We start from the raw sequence: 18,418 nt of genomic DNA, 5'->3' as shown, positions 1-18,418 counted from the left end.
GTGCAGGTGTTGTTATAGCTGAACGAACATTTGGAACCAAAATGACAAAGTCCTAGAATGGAACAGGCGTTTTAATTTTGTAAATAAGGAGTTTCATCATGTCCGAAGCCTTGCAAATCAGCAAAGAAAAACTCATCAGCGATTTGAGTCAAGGGGTGGCTGACTCCGAGGAATTGCTGAAGCTCACCGCAGATGAAGTCAGTGCCAGCGCGGTTGAGTTGCGCAAACGGGTCATGGACCGTATCCAGCAAGCGAAATCGGAGTTGCATCACCTGCAGCAAGCCACCGTGGAAAAAGCCAAAGCCGCAGGCCATGCCACGGATGAATTTGTGCATGAAAATCCATGGAAGTCCATCGGCATTGCTGCCGGTTTGGGGCTGGTGGTTGGCCTGTTGATCAGCCGCCGTTAAGTTCATGGCAGACACCCATGCTTCGGGGGGCTTGTTGGCCCAATTGCAGGCTTCCCTGGGTGTTGGGATGGAGTTTCTGCGGGTTCGTTTGGCCCTGCTTGGTACCGAGCTGGAACTGGAAAAACACCGCATCAGCGTCGGCCTTTTTTGGGCCGCTTCGGCGCTGATGAGCTTCACGCTGGCAGCGGTGTTGTTGTGTGCATTGGTCATCATGCTGATGTGGGACGGCTACCGCTTGGCGGCACTGGGATTGCTGTCGGTGTTTTTTTCTTTGGTCGGGTGGGTGTTGCTGCGTACGGCCAAGCGGCAGTTGGCAGCACCTTCCAACCTGTTCAGTGTGAGTTTGGCCGAGCTGGATCACGACCGCAACAGCCTCAAGTCCCATGAGCGTTGAAGAGGTTCGGCTGCGCCAGCAGCGGCTGCTGATTCGCAGCACCGAGCTGCGCTACCAACTTCATCAGCGCCTTCAAGGGCTTCAAAAACCAGCCGCGCGGGCCGACCAATTCCATGCCGCATGGATCTGGCTCAAACAGCATCCCCAATGGCCTGCTGCCGTTCTTGGCGTGCTGTTGGTGCTCAAGCCTCGGCGGTTTTTGAGTTGGACCACCAAACTGTGGTGGCTCTGGAAAACGGCGCGTCAGGTTCAGCGTTGGCGTCAGACGCTGGTGAGTTACCTCGTCAAATATTGATCTATTCCGGCTGCACCAAGCGCCAGCGGCAGATTCAGACCCACCAAAATTTGAACACGGCTTGTTCAAAAAATTCAATCCATCGGGGCTAGTCATGCCCTAACATGCCGGGTTACCACAGACCCGAGCTATTGCATGAACACTCTCTTGAATCAATTGACTGATCGCATACGCCATGCGGCTTCCCATCAGACCGCACTGTGTATTCGCGGAGCCGGCAGCAAAGACTTTTATGGCCACCCCACCCAGGGTGAACTGCTCGACACCCGGGGTTACCGGGGCATCGTCAGCTACGAGCCGAGCGAACTGGTGGTCACGGTGCGTGCGGGTACACCGCTTCGGGAGCTGGAGGCCGCGCTGGCCGAAAAAAATCAGTGCCTGGCCTTTGAGCCGCCGCGCTTTGCCAGCTCTGACGGCCCGCAGGGTGGCACTTGTGGCGGCATGGTGGCCGCTGGCCTGAGCGGCCCGGCGCGCGCCAGCGTCGGCAGCCTGCGCGACTACGTGTTGGGCGTGCAGTTCATCAACGGCCGTGCCGAGCAGCTCACTTTTGGCGGGCAGGTCATGAAAAACGTGGCCGGTTATGACGTGTCGCGCCTGCTGGTGGGCAGCCTGGGCACGCTTGGGCTGCTGACCGAAATCTCTCTGAAAGTGCTGCCCATCGCTCCCGGCGAGGCCACACTGGTGTTTGCGCTGGATCAGGCCAGCGCCCTGACGCAGTTACACCGCTGGGGCGGCCAGCCGCTGCCCTTGAACGCCAGCTGCTGGGTGCGTGACGACACCGCCCCCGGCGCACCCGAACTGCTGTTTGTGCGCCTGCGTGGTGCGCTGGCCGCCGTGGAATCGGCCTGCAGCAAAGTGCTGGCCGACGTGCCGGGCCAACGCCTGGACAACGCTCAAACCATGGGTGACTGGACCGCCTGCCGCGACCAGAAATTACCCTTCTTCACCGCCCCCAGCCAAGACGCTGAACCCCTGGCCTTGTGGCGCTTGAGCCTGCCCCAAACCGCCCCGGTGCTGCATCTGCCCTGGGCCCAGTTGGTGGAATGGCACGGTGGCCTGCGCTGGCTCTGGGCCCCGGAGTCGGCCCAGGCCCAGCTGCGCCGTGAGGCTGCCGCTGTGGGTGGAAGTGCTACATTATTCAGAGCTGTTGGCGCTGGTTCAGTAAGCACTACAGCCCGATTTGATGCTTTAAATCCGGCTACCGAGCAAATCCACCGCAGATTAAAGGCCGAATTTGACCCGGCCGGCATCTTCAACCCTGGCCGCATGTTCAAAGGCCTCTGAAACCATGCAAACCCAACTCGCACCCCACTACCAGGGCACACCCGATGGCCAGGCCGCTGAGGCCATTTTGCGCAAATGTGTGCACTGCGGTTTTTGCACTGCCACCTGCCCCACCTACCAGCTGCTGGGCGACGAGCTCGATGGCCCACGTGGCCGCATCTACCTGATCAAACAGGTGCTGGAAGGCAGCCCACCCACGCGCAAAACCCAACTGCATCTGGACCGCTGCCTGACCTGCCGCAACTGCGAATCCACCTGCCCCAGCGGCGTGCAATACGGCCACCTGCTCGACATTGGCCGCAAGCTGGTGGATGCCCAAGTGCCGCGCCCGGTGGGTGAACGCGCCCTGCGCTGGGCGCTCAAAGAAGGCTTGCCCTCGCCCCTGTTTGGGCCAGCCATGCGGCTCGGGCAAGGGTTGCGCCCGCTGCTGCCCAAGGCCTTGCAAAACAAGGTTCCACCCAAACAACCCGCCGGCGCCACACCGGCGCGAACCCACGCCCGCAAGGTGCTGGTGCTGGAAGGTTGCGTGCAACCCGCCATGAGCCCCAATATCAACAGCGCCACCGCCCGCGTGTTGGACGCGGCAGGCATCCAATGCGTGGTGGCGGCCAAAGCCGGTTGCTGCGGCGCGGTCAAGTTCCACCTGAACGACCAGAGCGGCGGCATGGCCGAGATGCGCGCCAACATCGATGCCTGGTGGCCACACCTCGAAGCCGGGGTCGAGGGCATTGTCATCAACGCCTCAGGCTGCGGGGCCACAGTGAAAGACTACGGCCACATCCTGCGGGACGACCCGGCCTATGCGGCCAAAGCCAAGCGCGTCAGCGAGCTGACCCGAGACGTGAGCGAATGGCTGCCTGAGCTGGTGCCCAAGCTGAAATCCAAGGTGGCGGGCAGCGCCAGCAAAATCGCTTTTCACCCGCCGTGCTCGCTGCAACACGGCATGCAATTACGTGGCGGGGTAGAGAAATACATGGCAGAGCTGGGCTTCAACGTCAAAACCACCGGTTGCGAGGCCCACCTGTGCTGCGGCTCAGCCGGCACTTACAGTGTGCTTAACCCCAAAATCTCCTACGAATTGCGCGACCGCAAACTCAAGAACCTGGCCCAAACCTTTGGCGAGCAGCCCCCCGATGAAATTGCCAGCGCCAACATCGGCTGCATCACCCACCTGCAAAGCGGCACCACCACCCGGGTGCGGCACTGGATTGAGCTGCTGGATGAAGCGTTGCAGAAATAGCTATCAAAAATAGAGCTGTTTGCGCTTGATGAATAAGGTTTTAAGGCCAATTTGATGCCTGATTAGCAAGAGATATTCTGGGTGATTCGGGCTCATGGCATCGGGTTTACCAAATCTCCAGCCTCAAGCGTTCCCCGTTCACCTGCGCAAACGCCTTGTCGCGGCTGACCAGGGTGGAATCCGCCGCTACGGCATGGGCGGCGATCATCATGTCAAAGTCACTGAGGTTGATGCCTTGGGCCTCCAGCGTGGCGCAAAACTCGCCATAACAAGTTGCTACGTCCTCATCCCACGGCAGCACGTCGATACGCAGCAGCACTTGTGTCAGGGCATTTCGCAAGCGAACAGGTTGCCCTTTGCGGTGCAAGCCGTATTCCAACTCGGCCAAGGTCACGCTGGACATCACCACTTGCCCCACCGGCACCTGCGTCAAGCGAGCCAGCAACTCGGCATCGCGCCCCTGCATGATGTGGCTGACCACATTGGTGTCGAGCATGTAGCGCGGCCTCATTCCTGCCAGCCCTCAAAAGGGTCGCGCCGCGCCTGGGTTTGGCGGCGCTCAACCAACAAGTCTTCGTCTTTGTTTTGAGCCACCACATCCAGCAGGCCTTGCCAATCCGTGGGTTTACGCGACAGCACCACATCACCCGTGAGGGCATCGCGGCGGATGAATACTTCTGACACGTCAAAGCGAAACTCCAGCGGCAAGCGAACCGCCTGGCTGCGGCCGGTGACGAAAATTTTGGCAGTCTGACGCATTTGGAGTCCTTCTTTCTGAGTGATATTTCTCATGATATGTATCGTGCGTCATGCTTGTCAATACAAGTTTTTGACAGGGGTTGGATCTGTGCCCCGCATGAGCTTGTGCATCATCATTCAGATGTGTCACCGAATTGGGGTGCGAGATGAAGCGCTACAGAAATAGCTATTGAATAAGTAGCTGCTTGCGCTTGTTGAATAAGCGCCAGAGGCCAATTGAATGCTTAAATTTTGAGCGGAGTAACATGCCTGTCAAATCCATAAGGGAGGAGACATGCACCGCACAGAACGGCTGTACAAAATCAATGAGTTGCTGCACGCCAAAAAGGTCGTCAGCTTTGCCACCCTGCTGGCCACCTTGGGCGTGTCACGCTCCACCCTCAAGCGTGACCTGAACTACCTGTGTGAACGCCTGCACAACCCCATCATCTACAGCCGCGAGCTGGGCGGCTACCGACGCGGCCCCTCTGACCCGGTCGACCATCACCCGCATGAACTGCCCGGCCTGTGGTTCTCGCCCACCGAAATCCACGCCCTGCTGACCATGCAGCAACTGCTGGCCGGGCTGGACGCAGGCGGTGTGCTCACCACCCACATCGCCCCGCTGATGGAACGCCTGAACGCCCTGCTGGGGCCGCCGTCGCCGCGCAAGGTGGTCGCCGATGAGGTGAAAAAACTGGGGGAGAAATATTTTTGAGGGGTGGGTGAGAGGGTCATCTGGTGAACCTTTGGGGGCGTAAGCTGAGTGCATGAAAGACTTCAAACAATGAAAACCCTTACCCCTGAATTTGACAATCCTGATGCCGAGGCCAACAAGCTCTGGTTGGCACAGATGGGCGCTGAATACTTGCAGGAAACGGCTGACCCAGCACGATTGCTGGATCGCGCCCGTCAAGCCTGGCAGCACCAAGGCCGCAGTGAAGAGTGGATCACGCAGCGCATGACTGGGCAGGAACCGGGTAACAAACTTACCGGGCCCATCACCGAGCAGGAGTTGATTTTTGCGGCGCTGGCGGAGCTGTCTGCGCGCCTAATTGCTGAAAGTGAGCAGGCCACCGATGTGGATCAGAAAAAGGCTGCTGTTGAAGAAGGGCGGCGTATTGCGGCACAGGCTCGGAGTCAGTTGGAGAGCCTGACATTGGTGTCCGCCCGTGGTTTGCCGCAGGTCAGTAATTTTCAAGGGTAGACCCTGCCAGCACGGCGCTGATCACCCCCCGGCAAAGGTTGCCCCGCGTGAGCGGGGATAGACCCAAACCGTAGTCCACAGCGTTCGGGTATGTCAAGGTGTCCAAGAAGGCATCAGCGTGATGAATGCATCTTTAATTTGCTGTAAAAACAGTAGCTTCCAGCGCTTGAATAATAAGCGCTAAAGGCTAATTTGATGCATGAAACGAATGCCGGCCTCGGCTTTCTAGGCCGCCTTCGCACTGGGCCGCTCGGCCACCCGGTCGCGCCAGGCTTGCAAGGCAGTGAAGCCCTGCTTGCCGGGGCTGAATTTCATCAGCCGGGCAAACTCAATGGCACAAAACGCGGTGATGTCGGCAATCGTGAAGCGTGGCCCGGCCATCCAGGCTTGATGTTGCAGCAATTGGTCAAACCATTGTGCGACCTCGATCACTTTTTGCGCTTGTGAATGCCCAAACTCCGAAAACTGGGGCTGCTCCAGCACGGCCAGGCCGGGGTGGGTGTGGCGCACGCTGTTGGCAATGCCCAGCAACAGCGACCATTCAATCCGCCGGTCGGCCATTTCAATGAAGGCGCGCTCTTCAAAGCCCTCGCCCATCAGGTTGGGCTCGGGGTACAGGCCTTCCAGATAGGTGCAAATGGCACGGGTTTCGGTCAACACCCGGCCATCATCCAGTTCCAGCGCGGGTACCTTGGCCAGTGGGCTCTTGGCGCGGTAAACCTCACCTTTGTGTTCCAGCGTGTTCAGGTCCACATTCACCAGATCGATGTGGGTGATGCCTTTTTCGACCATGAACATGGTCACCCGGCGCGGGTTGGGGGCACGTTGGGCCGTATAGAGTTTCATCGTCATACTCCTGCTTTGATGGATTGTCCTTGCTCCAGCATCTTGCGCGCGTTCTCGGCGAATTGCCTGGCTTTTTCCGGGTCGTCTACGCGGGAATCGAGTGCCGAGGGTGGTTGCTCAATGCCGCGCTGCACGGCGGGGCGCTGGCGCAGTTGATCGCGCCAGCGCTTGAGGTGGGGTAAATCATCAAGCTCCACGCCGGACCAGCGGTGTGTGCGCACCCAGGCCCAGTTGGCAATGTCGGCAATCGAATAGTCGCCCGCCAGGTATTCATGGTCTTTCAGATGCCCGTCCAGCACCCGAAACAGTCGTTTGCTCTCGCCCTGGTAACGGTCAATCACGCTGGGAATTTTTTCCGGAAAGTAGCGGTAAAACACATTGGCCTGACCCATCATCGGGCCGATGCCGCCCATCTGGAACATCAGCCACTGGATCACGCGTGAGCGGCCCTTGGCATCGCTGGGCATCAGTTGGCCGGTTTTCTCGGCCAGGTAGATCAGGCAGGCCCCGGACTCGAAGACAGCAAAGTCATCTTCGTCACAGTCCACGATGGCCGGAATTCGCCCGTTGGGGTTGATGGCCAGAAACTCCGGCCGTTTTTGCTCGCCCTGGCTCAGATCCAGCACCTGGAGGGTGTAGGGCAAGCCCAGCTCTTCAAGGGCGATGGACACCTTGTGTCCGTTGGGTGTGGCGGCGGTATAGAGGTCAATCATGGCGTGGGCTCGACGGTTGATGGGGGTAGGTTGTGTGGTGTGTGTTCAGAACACGGCGTGGCTAGGGTTGGAGGTGCCCCAGCTGCTCCAGCCACAGCTCGATTTCTGCCACGGCTTGATCCGTGGCCTGGGTCAGGGCGCGCACTCCTCCGCTGGCATCGGGGGTGGGGGCGGTTTCCTTGGCGGTGAAACTGCGCTGCGCCAGCAGAGTTTCACCTGCCGCACTGCGTTGTGTTGCGGTGGCACGCAGGCGCAATAGGCCGTAGCTTTGGCTGGCAGTTTGAAACACCTGGCTGAATTCCTCCAGCTCCAGATGCAGGTTCAGAATGGCTTGGGGTTGTGTGGGCGCGGTGGCTAAGGGGGGTGTGGCCACGGCTGCCGAGGCCGCGGCCCGTGCCGGGCGGGCCAGGGTAATGTCGCCCGGTGACACCACCGCGCGACGCTGCCCCAGATGGCTGCGCAGGTGCTGACCAATCAGCTGGGCAGGTGGCATGCTCCAGCGGGCCAGGGTGTAGGGCTTGAGTTGCTGCACATCGGCATAGGCCAGGCGGTACCAGACGGCGGTGCTGTTGAGGGCCACGCTGGTGTGGACGTTGGCCAGCTCCAGCGGTGGCAAGTTGGCGACGCGAGTGCTGGCTTGGGTATGCAGCGGGCCGGGACCAAAGTCGACCACCACCGGGGTATTGGCAGGGCGTGGCAGGCTGCAGCCGGTGAGGACCGCAATTCCTATAAAAAATAAGCCTCTGGCGCAGGTCTGATAAGCGTAAGCAGCTATTGAATTCATAGTTTTTGAAGGAGCTGGTGGCAGGTGGATGTGCGGTATTCAGTGGCGCTGGTCTGCGGGTGCCGTGAATCCGGGTTCTCCCGGGCCGGGGGCCACGCTGGGCTTGCCCAGCAGCAGGGCTTGCGGGTTGTCGATCAGGGTTTGCGTCAGGTCGCCCAGCTGGCGGGTGGTGCGTGCGGCATCCAGCACAGCCTGGTCCACCCTGGGCAAGGTGTTGACACGCAAGGTTTGGCCGGTGGTGACCAGAATGTCGGCCCCCAGGCTGAGTTGGTCCAGCGTGCCACCGGGGGCGTACATGCGCTCGGTCACCCGCTGAAAGGCGCGTGCCGAAGTGCGTGCCGCATCGGCGCTGTCGCCTACCCGCAAGGAGGTGGCTTTGAGCACGTCCAGCGTGTCCTGGCTGGACTGGGCCAGCGCGGGCAAGCTGCTGCGGGCTTGGGCGGTGAGCTGTTGCAGCTCGGCAGCGGCCTGGTCGATGTGGCTGATGGCATTCATGAAGGTGCGTTGGTTGTCGGCAGACAGCAGCTGGTTGACGCGCTCGCTGGACTGCTCCAGCTGGCCCAGCAGGCGTTCACCACGGTCGGTGAGCTTGCTCATCAGCCCTGGTTTGAGCAGCAAACGGCTGTTGGGCGGCAAGGGCTCCGGGGTGGCGGCGGCCCCGGCGGGGGCGGGCGCATCGTCGAGCTGGATGAAGGCCAGCCCGGTCACACCCTGAAAACCCAGCGTGGCAAAGGTGCGGGTGGTGATGGGGGCGCTGTCATCCACCGAAATTTGCACCAATACCTGGCCGGGGGTTTGCGGGTCGAGCCGGATGGCGCTGACTTTGCCCACCGGCACGCCCAGGTAGCGCACGCTGGCTTGGGGTTGCAGGCCGCTGATGTTGACGGTGCCAGCGAGTTCATAGGTGTCCAGCTCACGGGTGTCGCGCGTCAGCCAGACCGCCAGACTGATCAGGGTAGCCGTCAGCAGCAGCACAAAACTGCCTGCGGCCAGCGCGTGGGATTTGTTTTCCATAAGGCGTTTTTAACTGGTTGGGGGGGTGGTGTGCAACAGGGTGCTGGCGCGTCTGCCGCGTTCGCCTAAAAAATACTCTTGGATGAACGGGTGCGGGTAGGCCATGACCTGCGCGGCGGTGCCCTCGGTGACGATGTGTTTGTCGGCCACCACCGCAATGCGGGTGGAGAGCTCCAGCAAGGTGTCCAGGTCATGTGTGACCATCACCACCGTCAGGCCGAGTTCCTGGTGCAGGGATTGCAGCAGGGCGCAAAACTCGTCGGCGCTGCCGGGATCCAGGCCAGCGGTGGGTTCGTCCAGCAGCAACAGCGGCGGGTCCATCACCAGCGCGCGGGCCAGTGCCGCGCGTTTGATCATGCCGCCCGACAAATCGGCAGGCATTTTGTGGGCTGCGCTGGTATCCAGCCCGACCATGCGCAGCTTGACCATGGCCACGTCGTGAATCAGGTCGGCGGGCAAGGTTTGGAGTTCACGCAGGGGGAAGGCAATGTTGTCCAGCACGCTGAAGGCCGAAAACAGCGCGCCATGCTGGAACAGCATGCCCACCCGGCTGGCCGCACCCTCGCGGCCCATGCTGGCGGCGGCTTCACCCAGCACCGTGACACGGCCACGCGCCGGGGTTTCCAGCCCCAGAATCTGCCGCAGCAACACGGTTTTGCCGCTGCCGGAGCCCCCTACGATGGACAACAGTTCACCCGGCTGGATACGCAGGCTCAAATCCTGGTGCACCACGGCATCCATCCCACCACTGCGGAAAACCGACCACAGGTGGTCAATCTCTACCACGGCAGCCGTCATAGCCCCACGTTCCTGAAAACCACGGCAAACAGGGCATCCACCAACAGCACCACGGTGATGCTGGTCACCACCGATGAGGTGGTGCCCTGGCCCAGACTCTCGGTGTTGGGTTTGATGCGCAGGCCGTAGTGACAACCCACCAGGGCAATCAGCACGCCAAACACCACCGACTTGGCGCAGGCCAGCCACAGGGTGCCAATCGCCACGGCACGTGGCAAGGCGGTGAAAAAATAGGCTGGCGTGACACCCAGCACAGCGTCGGCCGCCAGCATGCCACCCAGCAAGGCGGCCAGTGTGGTCCAGACGCTGATCAGTGGCATCGCCACGGCCATGGCGATGGCGCGTGGCAGCACCAGCCGGAAACCCTTGGCAATACCCATGACCCGCATGGCATCGAGCTCTTCGGTGACCCGCATCACGCCGATTTGGGCGGTGATGGCCGAGCCGGAGCGCCCGGCTATCAAAATGGCGGCCAGCATCGGCCCCAGTTCACGGATCAGCCCGATGCCCAGAATGTTGACAATGAAGGTGTCGGCCCCAAACTGGCGCAACTGGCGCGACATCAGGTAGGCCAGCACAATGCCGATCATGAACCCCACCAGCGCGGTAATGGGGAGTGCCGTGGCCCCGATGTGGTAAAGGTTACCCGACACATCGCGCCAGGGGCCGCGTTTGGGTGCCCGCAACAAGGCGACCAAGTCCAGCATCAATTGCCCGGTGAGCCGCAGCAGGCCCAGCGCGTGATCCCACAGCAGCCAGAGTTTTCCGCCCAGTTTCAAAAAGAGCTGCCACCAGGTCGGGTGGGGCGGTGGGGTGTCCAGGGCTGTGAAGCGGGCCACCCGCTCCAGCATGGCGCGTTGACCGGGGCTGGCCTGTAGCTGGGCAGGCCACTGGCGGCCCCAGGTGTTCCAGAGCAGCTGGGCACCCGTGTGATCGAGCCGGGTGAGCGCGCTCAAGTCCCAGCCGGGTGCGTCTGTCGTCAGTTGGGCCAGCGCCGGGCTGATGCGCCCCCAGGTGGTGGGTATCGCCAGACAGGCCGCACTCCAGCTGCCGCCCAGCCGCGCACAACGGCCATCGCTGGTGGCTTGCAGGGTGAGGGTGGGGGTGGCTTCTGGCATGGCAATCTTCAGGCTCGCATCGTAACGGTAACGCCAGTGACATGACGACACGCTAGCATGCGGCGGCGCTGGCAGCGTGGCCGCATCTTGTGGTTACATGTTGTTACACAAGGTAAGTTCATGACATGTACGCTTCATGCTTAAGAAATTCTGAACCTGCTTGGCCGTGTGTGAGGGGGTTCACTCATCAAGTTTTGTTTCAAACATTCCGGGAAATCATTTATGACAGACAAATTAAACCAGGCACTTGCGATGGCCATGAGTTCCGTTCCCGAGTGTCTGGCGGCAGCCTATGTGGATCTGTCTACGGGGTTATTGATGGCGGTGAACACGATTGACTCACATCCCAAAGAGGTGGTGGACATTCTGGCGGCCGCCACAAGCGACTTGTTTGCCGGCAAAAACGTGGTCACTATCGAGAACATGTTCAAGAAGTCACGCGGCCTGGCCATGAACAGTCACCACTATTTTCAGGAGGTGATTGTCAACAGTGACCACGCCATCCACGTGTTTTTGCGTGGCAAGAGGCATCCGGGCTACATCGCTTGTTTTGTCTGCAAAAAATCGGTGAATCTGGGCATGGCGCTGGCCACGTCGCGGGCGGCTTTGTCCGATCTGGAGGCTGTGGTTTAAGCCCGAACGCGGGTGTGCTGGGTGCATCGACTTCGGCCCATGGGCAAGGCATACTTGCGTTGGTTCTACTGCCCAAGGAAAGTCTGACCCCATGAGTACCACTTTCGACACCATCATCATCGGCGCGGGTACGGCCGGTTGCCTGCTGGCCAACCGTCTGAGTGCGGATGCTTCCAGGCGTGTGCTGCTGATCGAGGCGGGCCGTGCAGACAACTACCACTGGATTCATATTCCGGTGGGTTACCTGTATTGCATTGGCAACCCGCGCACCGACTGGCTTTACAAGACCGAGCCCGATGTCGGCTTGAACGGGCGCAGCCTGCGCTACCCGCGCGGCAAGGTGCTGGGGGGGTGCAGCAGCATCAACGGCATGATTTACATGCGTGGCCAGGCGCGTGACTATGACCAGTGGGCGCAGCTCACCGGCGACCCTTCCTGGGCTTGGCAGGCCGCCTTGCCGGATTTCATGGCGCATGAAAATCACTACAAATTAGATAGCTGCTTGCACAACAATGACAAGCGCTATAGCTCGAAAACGCTTGAATCTTTCAGCCAACTCCATGGTACGGGGGGTGAATGGCGAGTGGAGAAGCAGCGTTTGCGCTGGGATGTGCTGGATGCTTTTGCCCAAGCCGCGCAGCAAGCGGGCATTCCTGCCACCGAGGACTTTAATGCCGGCAGCAACGAAGGTGTGGGTTACTTTGAAGTCAACCAGAAAAGCGGCTGGCGCTGGAACACCAGCAAAGCCTTTTTGCGACCGGCTTGCACCAGCCGCCCCAATTTCACGCTTTGGACATCGGCGCAGGTGGTCAGGCTCAACATTGAGCGACAAGCCAGCGGCCAGCTGCGTTGCACCGGTGCGCTTGTGCGCACCACCAGCGGCATGGTCAGTGTCCGCGCCACGGCCGAGGTGATTCTGAGTGCCGGCAGCATTGGCTCGCCACAGCTGTTGCAGCTCTCGGGTATTGGCCCGGCTGAACTGTTGCAGCGCCATGGTATTGCGGTGCTGCATGATGCGCCCGGTGTGGGGGCCAATTTGCAGGACCATTTGCAGATTCGTTCGGTCTACAAGGTGCAAGGGGTCAAAACGCTGAATGCGCAGGCCAACTCCTGGCTGGGCAAGGCGCAGATTGCGCTGGAGTACGCCCTCAAGCGCAGCGGCCCGATGAGCATGGCCCCGAGCCAGTTGGGGGCCTTCACCCGCAGTGATGCCCGCCAGCCGTATCCCAACATTGAATACCATGTGCAGCCGCTGAGCCTGGAGGCCTTTGGCGAACCGCTGCACAGTTTTCCTGCATTCACCGCCAGCGTGTGTAACCTGAACCCGAGCAGCCGCGGCACGGTGCAGATCAAGTCCCCAGACTGCAACGTGGCCCCGGCGATTGCACCCAATTACCTCAGTACCGAGGCAGATCGTCAGGTGGCGGCGGATTCTTTGCGCCTGACGCGCGCTATCGTGGCACAACCCGCACTGGCCAAATACCAGCCGCAGGAATTCAAGCCTGGTGTGCAATACCAGACCGATGCTGATCTGGCCCGGCTGGCGGGCGATATTGCCACCACCATCTTTCACCCGGTGGGCACCACCGCCATGGGGCGTGACGGTGACCCGCTGGCGGTGCTTGACAGTCATTTGCGGGTGCGTGGTCCCGGTGGTCTAGTGGCCGGTTTGCGGGTGGTGGATGCCGGAGCCATGCCGGTCATCACCAGCGGCAATACCAACTCGCCGACCCTGATGATGGCGGAGAAAGCCGCTCGCTGGGTGATGGCGGGGCAGTAGCTGAGCCCCGCTGGATGGTCTGGCAGATGGGCGTGACAGGCGTGTGTCAAACAGCGTTGAAGACACCAAGGGTGAACCCCAACAGGGAATATCCTAATAGTGTTGCACTGGTTTGCCGCATAAAGTCTCGCCATCGCTTGCAGACGATGTGTCTGTTTAAGACGAGAGGCCCCAGGAGATCCGACCCAAAGTGGTCTGACAACAAAAAACAGAATAGGCACCGGCAACCCCGGTGCCTTTTTTAATTCTGTCACGTCCCTTTCCATCATCCGTACCGCAGGTGGGCTTGGGGCGCTATAAATCACAAGAAGAATTGGCATCTAGCCCATGAATGGCAAGCGCTGGCAGCTACTTTATTGATAGTTAATTGTGGCCAGGCTGAATGTCATAATGGGTTCTATGGAATTACTCATTGTCTCTGTGGCATCGTTGTTTGCCGGCTTTGTGGACTCGATTGTGGGCGGCGGCGGGCTGATTTTGGTGCCTGCCCTGTTTGCGGTTTTCCCCACCGCACACCCGGCCACGTTGTTTGGTACCAACAAAGGTGCGTCGATCTGGGGCACCGGCATGGCCACCTGGCAATACAGCCAAAAAGTACACATGCGTTGGGCCGCGCTGCTGCCTGCGGCCGGGGCCGGGCTGTTGTCCTCGTTGGCCGGGGCCTGGCTGGTGACGGTGATCTCCCCCGAGTTTTTGCGCAAAGCCCTGCCGTTTGTGTTGCTGGCGGTGCTGCTTTATACCCTGGCCAAAAAAGAACTGGGGCGCGACCACACGCCACGCTTTCACGGTCTGCAAGAGCAACTGGTGGCGGCTGGGATTGGTGTGGTGATCGGGTTTTATGACGGATTTTTTGGTCCGGGCACAGGCAGTTTTCTGGTGTTCCTGTTTGTGCGTCTGCTGGGCTACGACTTTTTGAGTGCCTCTGCCGCCGCCAAACTGGTGAACACGGCGACCAACGTGTCAGCACTGGCGTTGTTCATTGCCAAGGGGCACATCTGGTGGCATTTTGTGCTGGCCATGGCCGTTGCCAATGTACTGGGCAGCCTGGCCGGGACGCGCCTGGCCCTCAAACATGGCACAGGTTTTGTGCGGGTGGTGTTTTTGCTGGTGGTGAGTGCGCTGATTTGCAAGACCAGCTGGGATGCGTTTTGGCGCTAGGGCTTCAGCTGCTTTGGCCCTGCGCCAGTCTGTGTTGACACACGGTTTTTTTACTATCTTGGCCGCACACGTGGTGTGGCACAACGGTTTTCACCAAGGGGCATCCTGACATGAACAATGGTTTTATCCACCTCACCGCCGCTGACGGCTTTTCAGTGCCTGCTTATGTGGCCTACCCGCAGGGCCCGGCCCGTGGTGGCGTGGTGGTGTTGCAGGAAATTTTTGGCCTCAACGCCCACATACGTGCCACTGCGGATGCCTATGCCGCACAGGGTTATCTGGCCGTGGCTCCGGCGACTTTCCACCGTGTGCAGGCTGACGTGGACATGGCGTACACCCCTGAGGACATCGCCGCAGGGGTCAAGTTGAAGGCTGCCGTGGAGGGCTTGCCCGCACCAGGGGTGATGCCCGACATCGCAGCCGCCATCGCCTATGCCGCACAGGCGGGCAAGGTTGGTCTTGTCGGCTATTGCTGGGGTGGCTTGCTGGCCTGGCGTGCGGCCTGCCAGTTGCCGGGTGTCAGCGCCGCCGTGCCGTACTACGGTGGTGGCATGACCACACCGGTGGAGGTCGCCCGCCAGCCGCAATGCCCGGTGATGTGCCATTTTGGTGAGTTCGATCACGCCATTCCCGTCGAGACAGCGCGCGCCTTTGCGCAGGCGCATCCCGAGGTGACGGTACACCTCTACCCGGCCTCACATGGTTTTAATTGCGACCACCGTGCCGCTTATGACGCCGCCGCCGCAGCGCTGGCCAAAGAGCGCACACTGGTTTTTTTGGCGCAGCATGTGAGTTCATGAGTCAAATGGGCTGTGGCCCTTTTATTTTCTGCGTAAGCAGCTATGGTTTAAATAGCTCATCCAACCTGCCTGGTTGCCAAACAGGGCAGTGGGAAGCTGTTGGAACCCACGCCGGGTACGGGTCGTTCAGGAGGTGGTGCCAGAGCCCGTAAAATCCAGCCTCCCCAAGGAGCGTTGCAGCAGGTGGATTCACCTGTCAGGCTTGGGTATTCACAACGACGCTCACCTGCTTTTTGACGTTTACAGGTGAGTCGCATGTCTGAAATTGTTGTCCCCCCCATGAAATTGTCCGGCCTGGAGCCTTTGACCATTGGCGTTGCCGTCGCCGCCGATGCCGCCCCCAGTGCGACTTTTGTGAATGTTGGTGAACGCACCAACGTGACCGGCTCCAAAGCCTTTGCCCGCATGATTTTGAATGGCGAGTTCGACCAGGCCCTGAGCGTGGCACGCCAGCAGGTGGAAAACGGTGCCCAGATCATCGACATCAACATGGACGAGGCCATGCTCGACAGCCAGGCCGCCATGGTGAAGTTTCTCAATTTAATCGCATCCGAGCCCGACATTTCCCGGGTGCCGGTGATGATTGATTCGAGCAAATGGAGCGTGATTGAAGCCGGTCTGCGCTGCGTGCAGGGCAAGCCGGTGGTCAACTCCATCAGCATGAAAGAAGGGGTGGCGGAGTTCAAACGCCAGGCCAAGTTGTTGCGCCGCTACGGGGCTGCCGCCGTGGTGATGGCGTTTGACGAGCAAGGCCAAGCCGACACTTACGAGCGCAAGATCCAGATTTGCGAGCGTGCCTATCACATCCTGGTGGATGAGGTGGGTTTCCCGCCGGAAGACATCATTTTTGATCCCAACATCTTCGCCATTGCCACCGGCATTGAAGAGCACAACAACTACGCGGTGGATTTCATCAACGCCACACGCTGGATCAAGGCGAACCTGCCCGGTGCCAAGGTCTCGGGTGGCGTGAGCAACGTGAGCTTCTCGTTCCGCGGCAACGATCCGGTGCGCGAAGCCATCCACACCGTGTTCCTGTACCACGCGATCAAGGCTGGCATGGACATGGGCATCGTCAATGCGGGCATGGTCGGTGTCTACGACGATCTGGAGCCCGAGCTGCGTGAGCGGGTCGAAGACGTGGTGCTGAACCGCCGCCCGGATGCTGGCGAACGCCTGGTGGAAATTGCCGAAACGGCCAAGAGTGGCGCGAAAGATGAAAGCAAGAAGCTCGAATGGCGCGGCACGCCCGAGCACCCGGTGACGGTTGAGGCGCGGCTTTCCCATGCGATGGTGCACGGCATCACCGATTTCATTGTGGAAGACACCGAAGCGGCTTACCAAGCCATCGTGGCCAAGGGGGGCCGCCCGCTGCACGTGATCGAAGGCCCGCTGATGGCTGGCATGAGCATCGTCGGTGACCTGTTTGGTCAGGGCAAGATGTTTTTGCCGCAGGTGGTGAAAAGCGCCCGCGTCATGAAATCGGCCGTGGCGCATTTGATTCCGTACATCGAAGAAGAAAAACGCCGCGACGAAGCCGCCGGGCGTGACGTGGCCACCAAGGGCAAGATCATCATGGCCACCGTCAAGGGCGACGTGCATGACATTGGCAAAAACATCGTCACCGTGGTGCTGCAGTGCAACAACTTCGACGTGGTCAACATGGGCGTGATGGTGCCCGCCCATGAAATTCTGGCGCGGGCCAAGGCCGAGGGGGCCGACATCATTGGGCTCTCCGGCCTGATCACGCCGAGCCTGGAAGAGATGCAGGTCGTGGCCGGTGAGATGCAAAAAGACGACTACTTCCGCCTGCGCAAAATGCCGCTGATGATTGGTGGGGCCACCACCAGCCGGGTCCACACCGCCGTGAAGATTGCGCCGCATTACGACGGCCCGGTTGTCTACGTGCCGGATGCTTCGCGCAGTGTGGGCGTGGCACAAAGCCTGCTGGGGGATGGTGTGAGCGCGTTTGTGGCCGAGCTCAACACCGACTACGAACGGGTGCGCCAGCAACACGCCAACAAAAAGCGCACACCGCTGTGGCCACTGGCCCAGGCGCGGGCTAACCCAACCCCGGTGGATTGGGCCAGCTACCAGCCGACGGTTCCCAAGTTCATTGGCCGACGGGTGTTCAAGAACTTTGATCTGGCCGAGATTGCCCAGTACATCGACTGGGGCCCGTTCTTCCAGACCTGGGACTTGGCCGGGCCATTTCCCGCCATTCTGGACGACGCAGTGGTGGGCACTGAAGCGAAAAAGGTCTATGCCGACGGCCAGTCCATGCTGAAAAAAATCATCGAAGGCCGCTGGCTCACCGCCAACGCGGTGCTGGGCTTGTACCCGGCCAACCGGGTCAATGACGATGACATTGCGCTCTACACCGATGAAACCCGCAGCAGCGTGGCCATGACCTGGTACGGCCTGCGCCAGCAAGCCGCCAAGGAAGAGATTGACGGCGTGCTGCGCCCCAGCCGCTGTCTGGCGGATTTTGTGGCTCCTAAGGATGCTATTAATAACGAAGCTGCTTGCGCAACAAATACAAGCTCTACAGGCCAAAATGACGTAAAAAATAAGGCGCTGACCGATTATGTGGGCCTGTTTGCGGTGACGGCGGGCTTGGGACTTGAGAAAAAAGAAGCCCAGTTCCTGGCCGCGCACGACGACTACAGCGCCATCATGTTGAAGTCTCTGGCCGACCGCCTGGCTGAAGCTTTGGCGGAATGCCTGCACAAAAAAGTGCGCACTGATTTGTGGGGCTATGCCGCCCACGAGGCGCTGAGCACCACCGAGCTGATGGCCGAGAAATACCAGGGCATCCGCCCCGCGCCCGGCTACCCGGCTTGCCCGGATCACAGTGTCAAGAAAGACATGTTTGCACTGCTGCAATGTGAAGAAATCGGCATGACGCTGACCGAAAGCCTGGCCATGGCCCCAGCGGCCAGTGTCAGCGGCTTCTACCTGGCGCACCCGGATGCGGTCTACTTCAATGTGGGCAAGATCGGTGCAGACCAGTTGCAGGATTTGGCGGCGCGGCGCGGCATGGCTGAACGCGACCTGCAGCGCTTGCTGGCCCCGAATTTGTAAGCCTGGCTCTGCCTCTGCGGTGTGGATGAGCCCCGGTGGCATGCTTTACGCGCTGTTACATAAAACACGCCAACAGCGGTCGACCATTCGGGTCTGTGTTGCGTTGTGGAGGTGTTCACATT

20 protein-coding genes and 1 riboswitch are annotated in these 18,418 nt (G+C 60.3%); of the genes, 12 read left to right on the top strand and 8 right to left on the bottom strand.

Features of this window, described 5'->3' with window-relative positions:
- The first annotated feature begins 98 nt into the window (after positions 1 to 98).
- From LDN84_RS20970 to glcF, 5 genes are all read left to right on the top strand, one after another.
- A complete protein-coding gene (locus LDN84_RS20970) occupies positions 99 to 410 on the top strand; it encodes an ElaB/YgaM/YqjD family protein (protein WP_223905583.1) in 312 nt (103 codons plus the stop codon).
- 4 nt (positions 411 to 414) lie between these two features.
- Positions 415 to 804 carry a phage holin family protein gene (locus LDN84_RS20965; protein WP_223905581.1) on the top strand — a complete coding sequence of 130 codons (390 nt, stop codon included), beginning with the start codon at positions 415 to 417 and terminating at the stop codon, positions 802 to 804.
- The gene (locus tag LDN84_RS20960; RefSeq protein WP_223905579.1) at positions 794 to 1,099 is read left to right on the top strand and encodes a YqjK family protein; all 306 of its coding nucleotides are present in this window, start codon (positions 794 to 796) and stop codon (positions 1,097 to 1,099) included. The genes LDN84_RS20965 and LDN84_RS20960 overlap by 11 nt, the downstream gene beginning before the upstream one ends.
- Before the next feature lie 135 nt (positions 1,100 to 1,234).
- Positions 1,235 to 2,383, top strand: coding sequence for a glycolate oxidase subunit GlcE (gene glcE / locus LDN84_RS20955; protein WP_223905577.1), 1,149 nt, complete (start codon positions 1,235 to 1,237; stop codon positions 2,381 to 2,383).
- Positions 2,384 to 2,387: 4 nt separating this feature from the next.
- Positions 2,388 to 3,623, top strand: a complete 1,236-nt coding sequence (gene glcF, locus LDN84_RS20950; protein WP_223905575.1) for a glycolate oxidase subunit GlcF — start codon at positions 2,388 to 2,390, stop codon at positions 3,621 to 3,623.
- Positions 3,624 to 3,729: 106 nt separating this feature from the next.
- Here the strand turns inward: glcF and LDN84_RS20945 are convergent, their stop codons facing one another.
- Both LDN84_RS20945 and LDN84_RS20940 read right to left on the bottom strand, forming a co-directional pair.
- On the bottom strand, positions 3,730 to 4,134 hold the full coding sequence (locus LDN84_RS20945; RefSeq protein WP_223905573.1) for a type II toxin-antitoxin system VapC family toxin: 405 nt from the start codon (positions 4,132 to 4,134) through the stop codon (positions 3,730 to 3,732).
- On the bottom strand, positions 4,131 to 4,382 hold the full coding sequence (locus LDN84_RS20940; RefSeq protein WP_223905571.1) for an antitoxin: 252 nt from the start codon (positions 4,380 to 4,382) through the stop codon (positions 4,131 to 4,133). The genes LDN84_RS20945 and LDN84_RS20940 overlap by 4 nt, the downstream gene beginning before the upstream one ends.
- A gap of 274 nt (positions 4,383 to 4,656) precedes the next feature.
- On the opposite strand from LDN84_RS20940, the gene LDN84_RS20935 reads away from it, so the two are divergent.
- Both LDN84_RS20935 and LDN84_RS20930 read left to right on the top strand, forming a co-directional pair.
- Positions 4,657 to 5,079, top strand: coding sequence for a helix-turn-helix transcriptional regulator (locus LDN84_RS20935; protein ID WP_223905569.1), 423 nt, complete (start codon positions 4,657 to 4,659; stop codon positions 5,077 to 5,079).
- Positions 5,080 to 5,148: 69 nt separating this feature from the next.
- A complete protein-coding gene (locus tag LDN84_RS20930; RefSeq protein WP_223905568.1) occupies positions 5,149 to 5,568 on the top strand; it encodes a hypothetical protein in 420 nt (139 codons plus the stop codon).
- A 225-nt stretch (positions 5,569 to 5,793) separates the two neighbouring features.
- Here the strand turns inward: LDN84_RS20930 and LDN84_RS20925 are convergent, their stop codons facing one another.
- From LDN84_RS20925 to LDN84_RS20900, 6 genes are all read right to left on the bottom strand, one after another.
- On the bottom strand, positions 5,794 to 6,414 hold the full coding sequence (locus tag LDN84_RS20925) for a glutathione S-transferase family protein (protein ID WP_223905566.1): 621 nt from the start codon (positions 6,412 to 6,414) through the stop codon (positions 5,794 to 5,796).
- Positions 6,415 to 6,416: 2 nt separating this feature from the next.
- On the bottom strand, positions 6,417 to 7,127 hold the full coding sequence (locus tag LDN84_RS20920; protein ID WP_223905564.1) for a glutathione S-transferase family protein: 711 nt from the start codon (positions 7,125 to 7,127) through the stop codon (positions 6,417 to 6,419).
- A 61-nt stretch (positions 7,128 to 7,188) separates the two neighbouring features.
- Positions 7,189 to 7,911 (bottom strand): ABC-type transport auxiliary lipoprotein family protein, encoded by a 723-nt coding sequence (locus tag LDN84_RS20915; protein WP_223905562.1) that lies wholly within the window; start codon positions 7,909 to 7,911, stop codon positions 7,189 to 7,191.
- 39 nt (positions 7,912 to 7,950) lie between these two features.
- On the bottom strand, positions 7,951 to 8,925 hold the full coding sequence (locus LDN84_RS20910) for an MlaD family protein (protein WP_223905560.1): 975 nt from the start codon (positions 8,923 to 8,925) through the stop codon (positions 7,951 to 7,953).
- A 9-nt stretch (positions 8,926 to 8,934) separates the two neighbouring features.
- Positions 8,935 to 9,723, bottom strand: coding sequence for an ABC transporter ATP-binding protein (locus LDN84_RS20905; protein WP_223905552.1), 789 nt, complete (start codon positions 9,721 to 9,723; stop codon positions 8,935 to 8,937).
- Entirely contained in the window at positions 9,720 to 10,841 is a 1,122-nt protein-coding gene (locus tag LDN84_RS20900) for an MlaE family ABC transporter permease (protein ID WP_223905550.1), read from the bottom strand. The genes LDN84_RS20905 and LDN84_RS20900 overlap by 4 nt, the downstream gene beginning before the upstream one ends.
- 222 nt (positions 10,842 to 11,063) lie before the next feature.
- Between LDN84_RS20900 and LDN84_RS20895 the strand changes: the two genes are divergently transcribed.
- From LDN84_RS20895 to metH, 5 genes are all read left to right on the top strand, one after another.
- Entirely contained in the window at positions 11,064 to 11,474 is a 411-nt protein-coding gene (locus tag LDN84_RS20895; protein ID WP_223905548.1) for a hypothetical protein, read from the top strand.
- A gap of 91 nt (positions 11,475 to 11,565) precedes the next feature.
- Positions 11,566 to 13,254 (top strand): GMC family oxidoreductase, encoded by a 1,689-nt coding sequence (locus LDN84_RS20890; protein WP_223905546.1) that lies wholly within the window; start codon positions 11,566 to 11,568, stop codon positions 13,252 to 13,254.
- A gap of 399 nt (positions 13,255 to 13,653) precedes the next feature.
- The gene (locus LDN84_RS20885) at positions 13,654 to 14,412 is read left to right on the top strand and encodes a TSUP family transporter (RefSeq protein WP_223905545.1); all 759 of its coding nucleotides are present in this window, start codon (positions 13,654 to 13,656) and stop codon (positions 14,410 to 14,412) included.
- Positions 14,413 to 14,522: 110 nt separating this feature from the next.
- A complete protein-coding gene (locus tag LDN84_RS20880) occupies positions 14,523 to 15,212 on the top strand; it encodes a dienelactone hydrolase family protein (protein WP_223905543.1) in 690 nt (229 codons plus the stop codon).
- Positions 15,213 to 15,372: 160 nt separating this feature from the next.
- A riboswitch (S-adenosyl-L-homocysteine riboswitch) is annotated at positions 15,373 to 15,443 on the top strand.
- Between the two features lie 24 nt (positions 15,444 to 15,467).
- Positions 15,468 to 18,296, top strand: a complete 2,829-nt coding sequence (metH, locus tag LDN84_RS20875; protein WP_223905541.1) for a methionine synthase — start codon at positions 15,468 to 15,470, stop codon at positions 18,294 to 18,296.
- Positions 18,297 to 18,418 lie beyond the last annotated feature (122 nt).

Origin of the sequence: Rhodoferax lithotrophicus (assembly GCF_019973615.1) — a bacterium.
GTDB classification, from domain to species: Bacteria; Pseudomonadota; Gammaproteobacteria; order Burkholderiales; family Burkholderiaceae_C; genus Rhodoferax; species Rhodoferax lithotrophicus.
This window is presented reverse-complemented; position numbering and strand designations above follow the sequence as displayed.

Bases quoted from the DNA above. Each gene is read 5' to 3' on its own strand.
- LDN84_RS20970 (WP_223905583.1), top strand. From the start codon at position 99: ATGTCCGAAGCCTTGCAAATCAGCAAAGAAAAACTCATCAGCGATTTG.
- LDN84_RS20965 (WP_223905581.1), top strand. From the start codon at position 415: ATGGCAGACACCCATGCTTCGGGGGGCTTGTTGGCCCAATTGCAGGCT.
- LDN84_RS20960 (WP_223905579.1), top strand. From the start codon at position 794: ATGAGCGTTGAAGAGGTTCGGCTGCGCCAGCAGCGGCTGCTGATTCGC.
- glcE (WP_223905577.1), top strand. From the start codon at position 1,235: ATGAACACTCTCTTGAATCAATTGACTGATCGCATACGCCATGCGGCT.
- glcF (WP_223905575.1), top strand. From the start codon at position 2,388: ATGCAAACCCAACTCGCACCCCACTACCAGGGCACACCCGATGGCCAG.
- LDN84_RS20945 (WP_223905573.1), bottom strand. From the start codon at position 4,134: ATGAGGCCGCGCTACATGCTCGACACCAATGTGGTCAGCCACATCATG.
- LDN84_RS20940 (WP_223905571.1), bottom strand. From the start codon at position 4,382: ATGCGTCAGACTGCCAAAATTTTCGTCACCGGCCGCAGCCAGGCGGTT.
- LDN84_RS20935 (WP_223905569.1), top strand. From the start codon at position 4,657: ATGCACCGCACAGAACGGCTGTACAAAATCAATGAGTTGCTGCACGCC.
- LDN84_RS20930 (WP_223905568.1), top strand. From the start codon at position 5,149: ATGAAAACCCTTACCCCTGAATTTGACAATCCTGATGCCGAGGCCAAC.
- LDN84_RS20925 (WP_223905566.1), bottom strand. From the start codon at position 6,414: ATGAAACTCTATACGGCCCAACGTGCCCCCAACCCGCGCCGGGTGACC.
- LDN84_RS20920 (WP_223905564.1), bottom strand. From the start codon at position 7,127: ATGATTGACCTCTATACCGCCGCCACACCCAACGGACACAAGGTGTCC.
- LDN84_RS20915 (WP_223905562.1), bottom strand. From the start codon at position 7,911: ATGAATTCAATAGCTGCTTACGCTTATCAGACCTGCGCCAGAGGCTTA.
- LDN84_RS20910 (WP_223905560.1), bottom strand. From the start codon at position 8,925: ATGGAAAACAAATCCCACGCGCTGGCCGCAGGCAGTTTTGTGCTGCTG.
- LDN84_RS20905 (WP_223905552.1), bottom strand. From the start codon at position 9,723: ATGACGGCTGCCGTGGTAGAGATTGACCACCTGTGGTCGGTTTTCCGC.
- LDN84_RS20900 (WP_223905550.1), bottom strand. From the start codon at position 10,841: ATGCCAGAAGCCACCCCCACCCTCACCCTGCAAGCCACCAGCGATGGC.
- LDN84_RS20895 (WP_223905548.1), top strand. From the start codon at position 11,064: ATGACAGACAAATTAAACCAGGCACTTGCGATGGCCATGAGTTCCGTT.
- LDN84_RS20890 (WP_223905546.1), top strand. From the start codon at position 11,566: ATGAGTACCACTTTCGACACCATCATCATCGGCGCGGGTACGGCCGGT.
- LDN84_RS20885 (WP_223905545.1), top strand. From the start codon at position 13,654: ATGGAATTACTCATTGTCTCTGTGGCATCGTTGTTTGCCGGCTTTGTG.
- LDN84_RS20880 (WP_223905543.1), top strand. From the start codon at position 14,523: ATGAACAATGGTTTTATCCACCTCACCGCCGCTGACGGCTTTTCAGTG.
- metH (WP_223905541.1), top strand. From the start codon at position 15,468: ATGTCTGAAATTGTTGTCCCCCCCATGAAATTGTCCGGCCTGGAGCCT.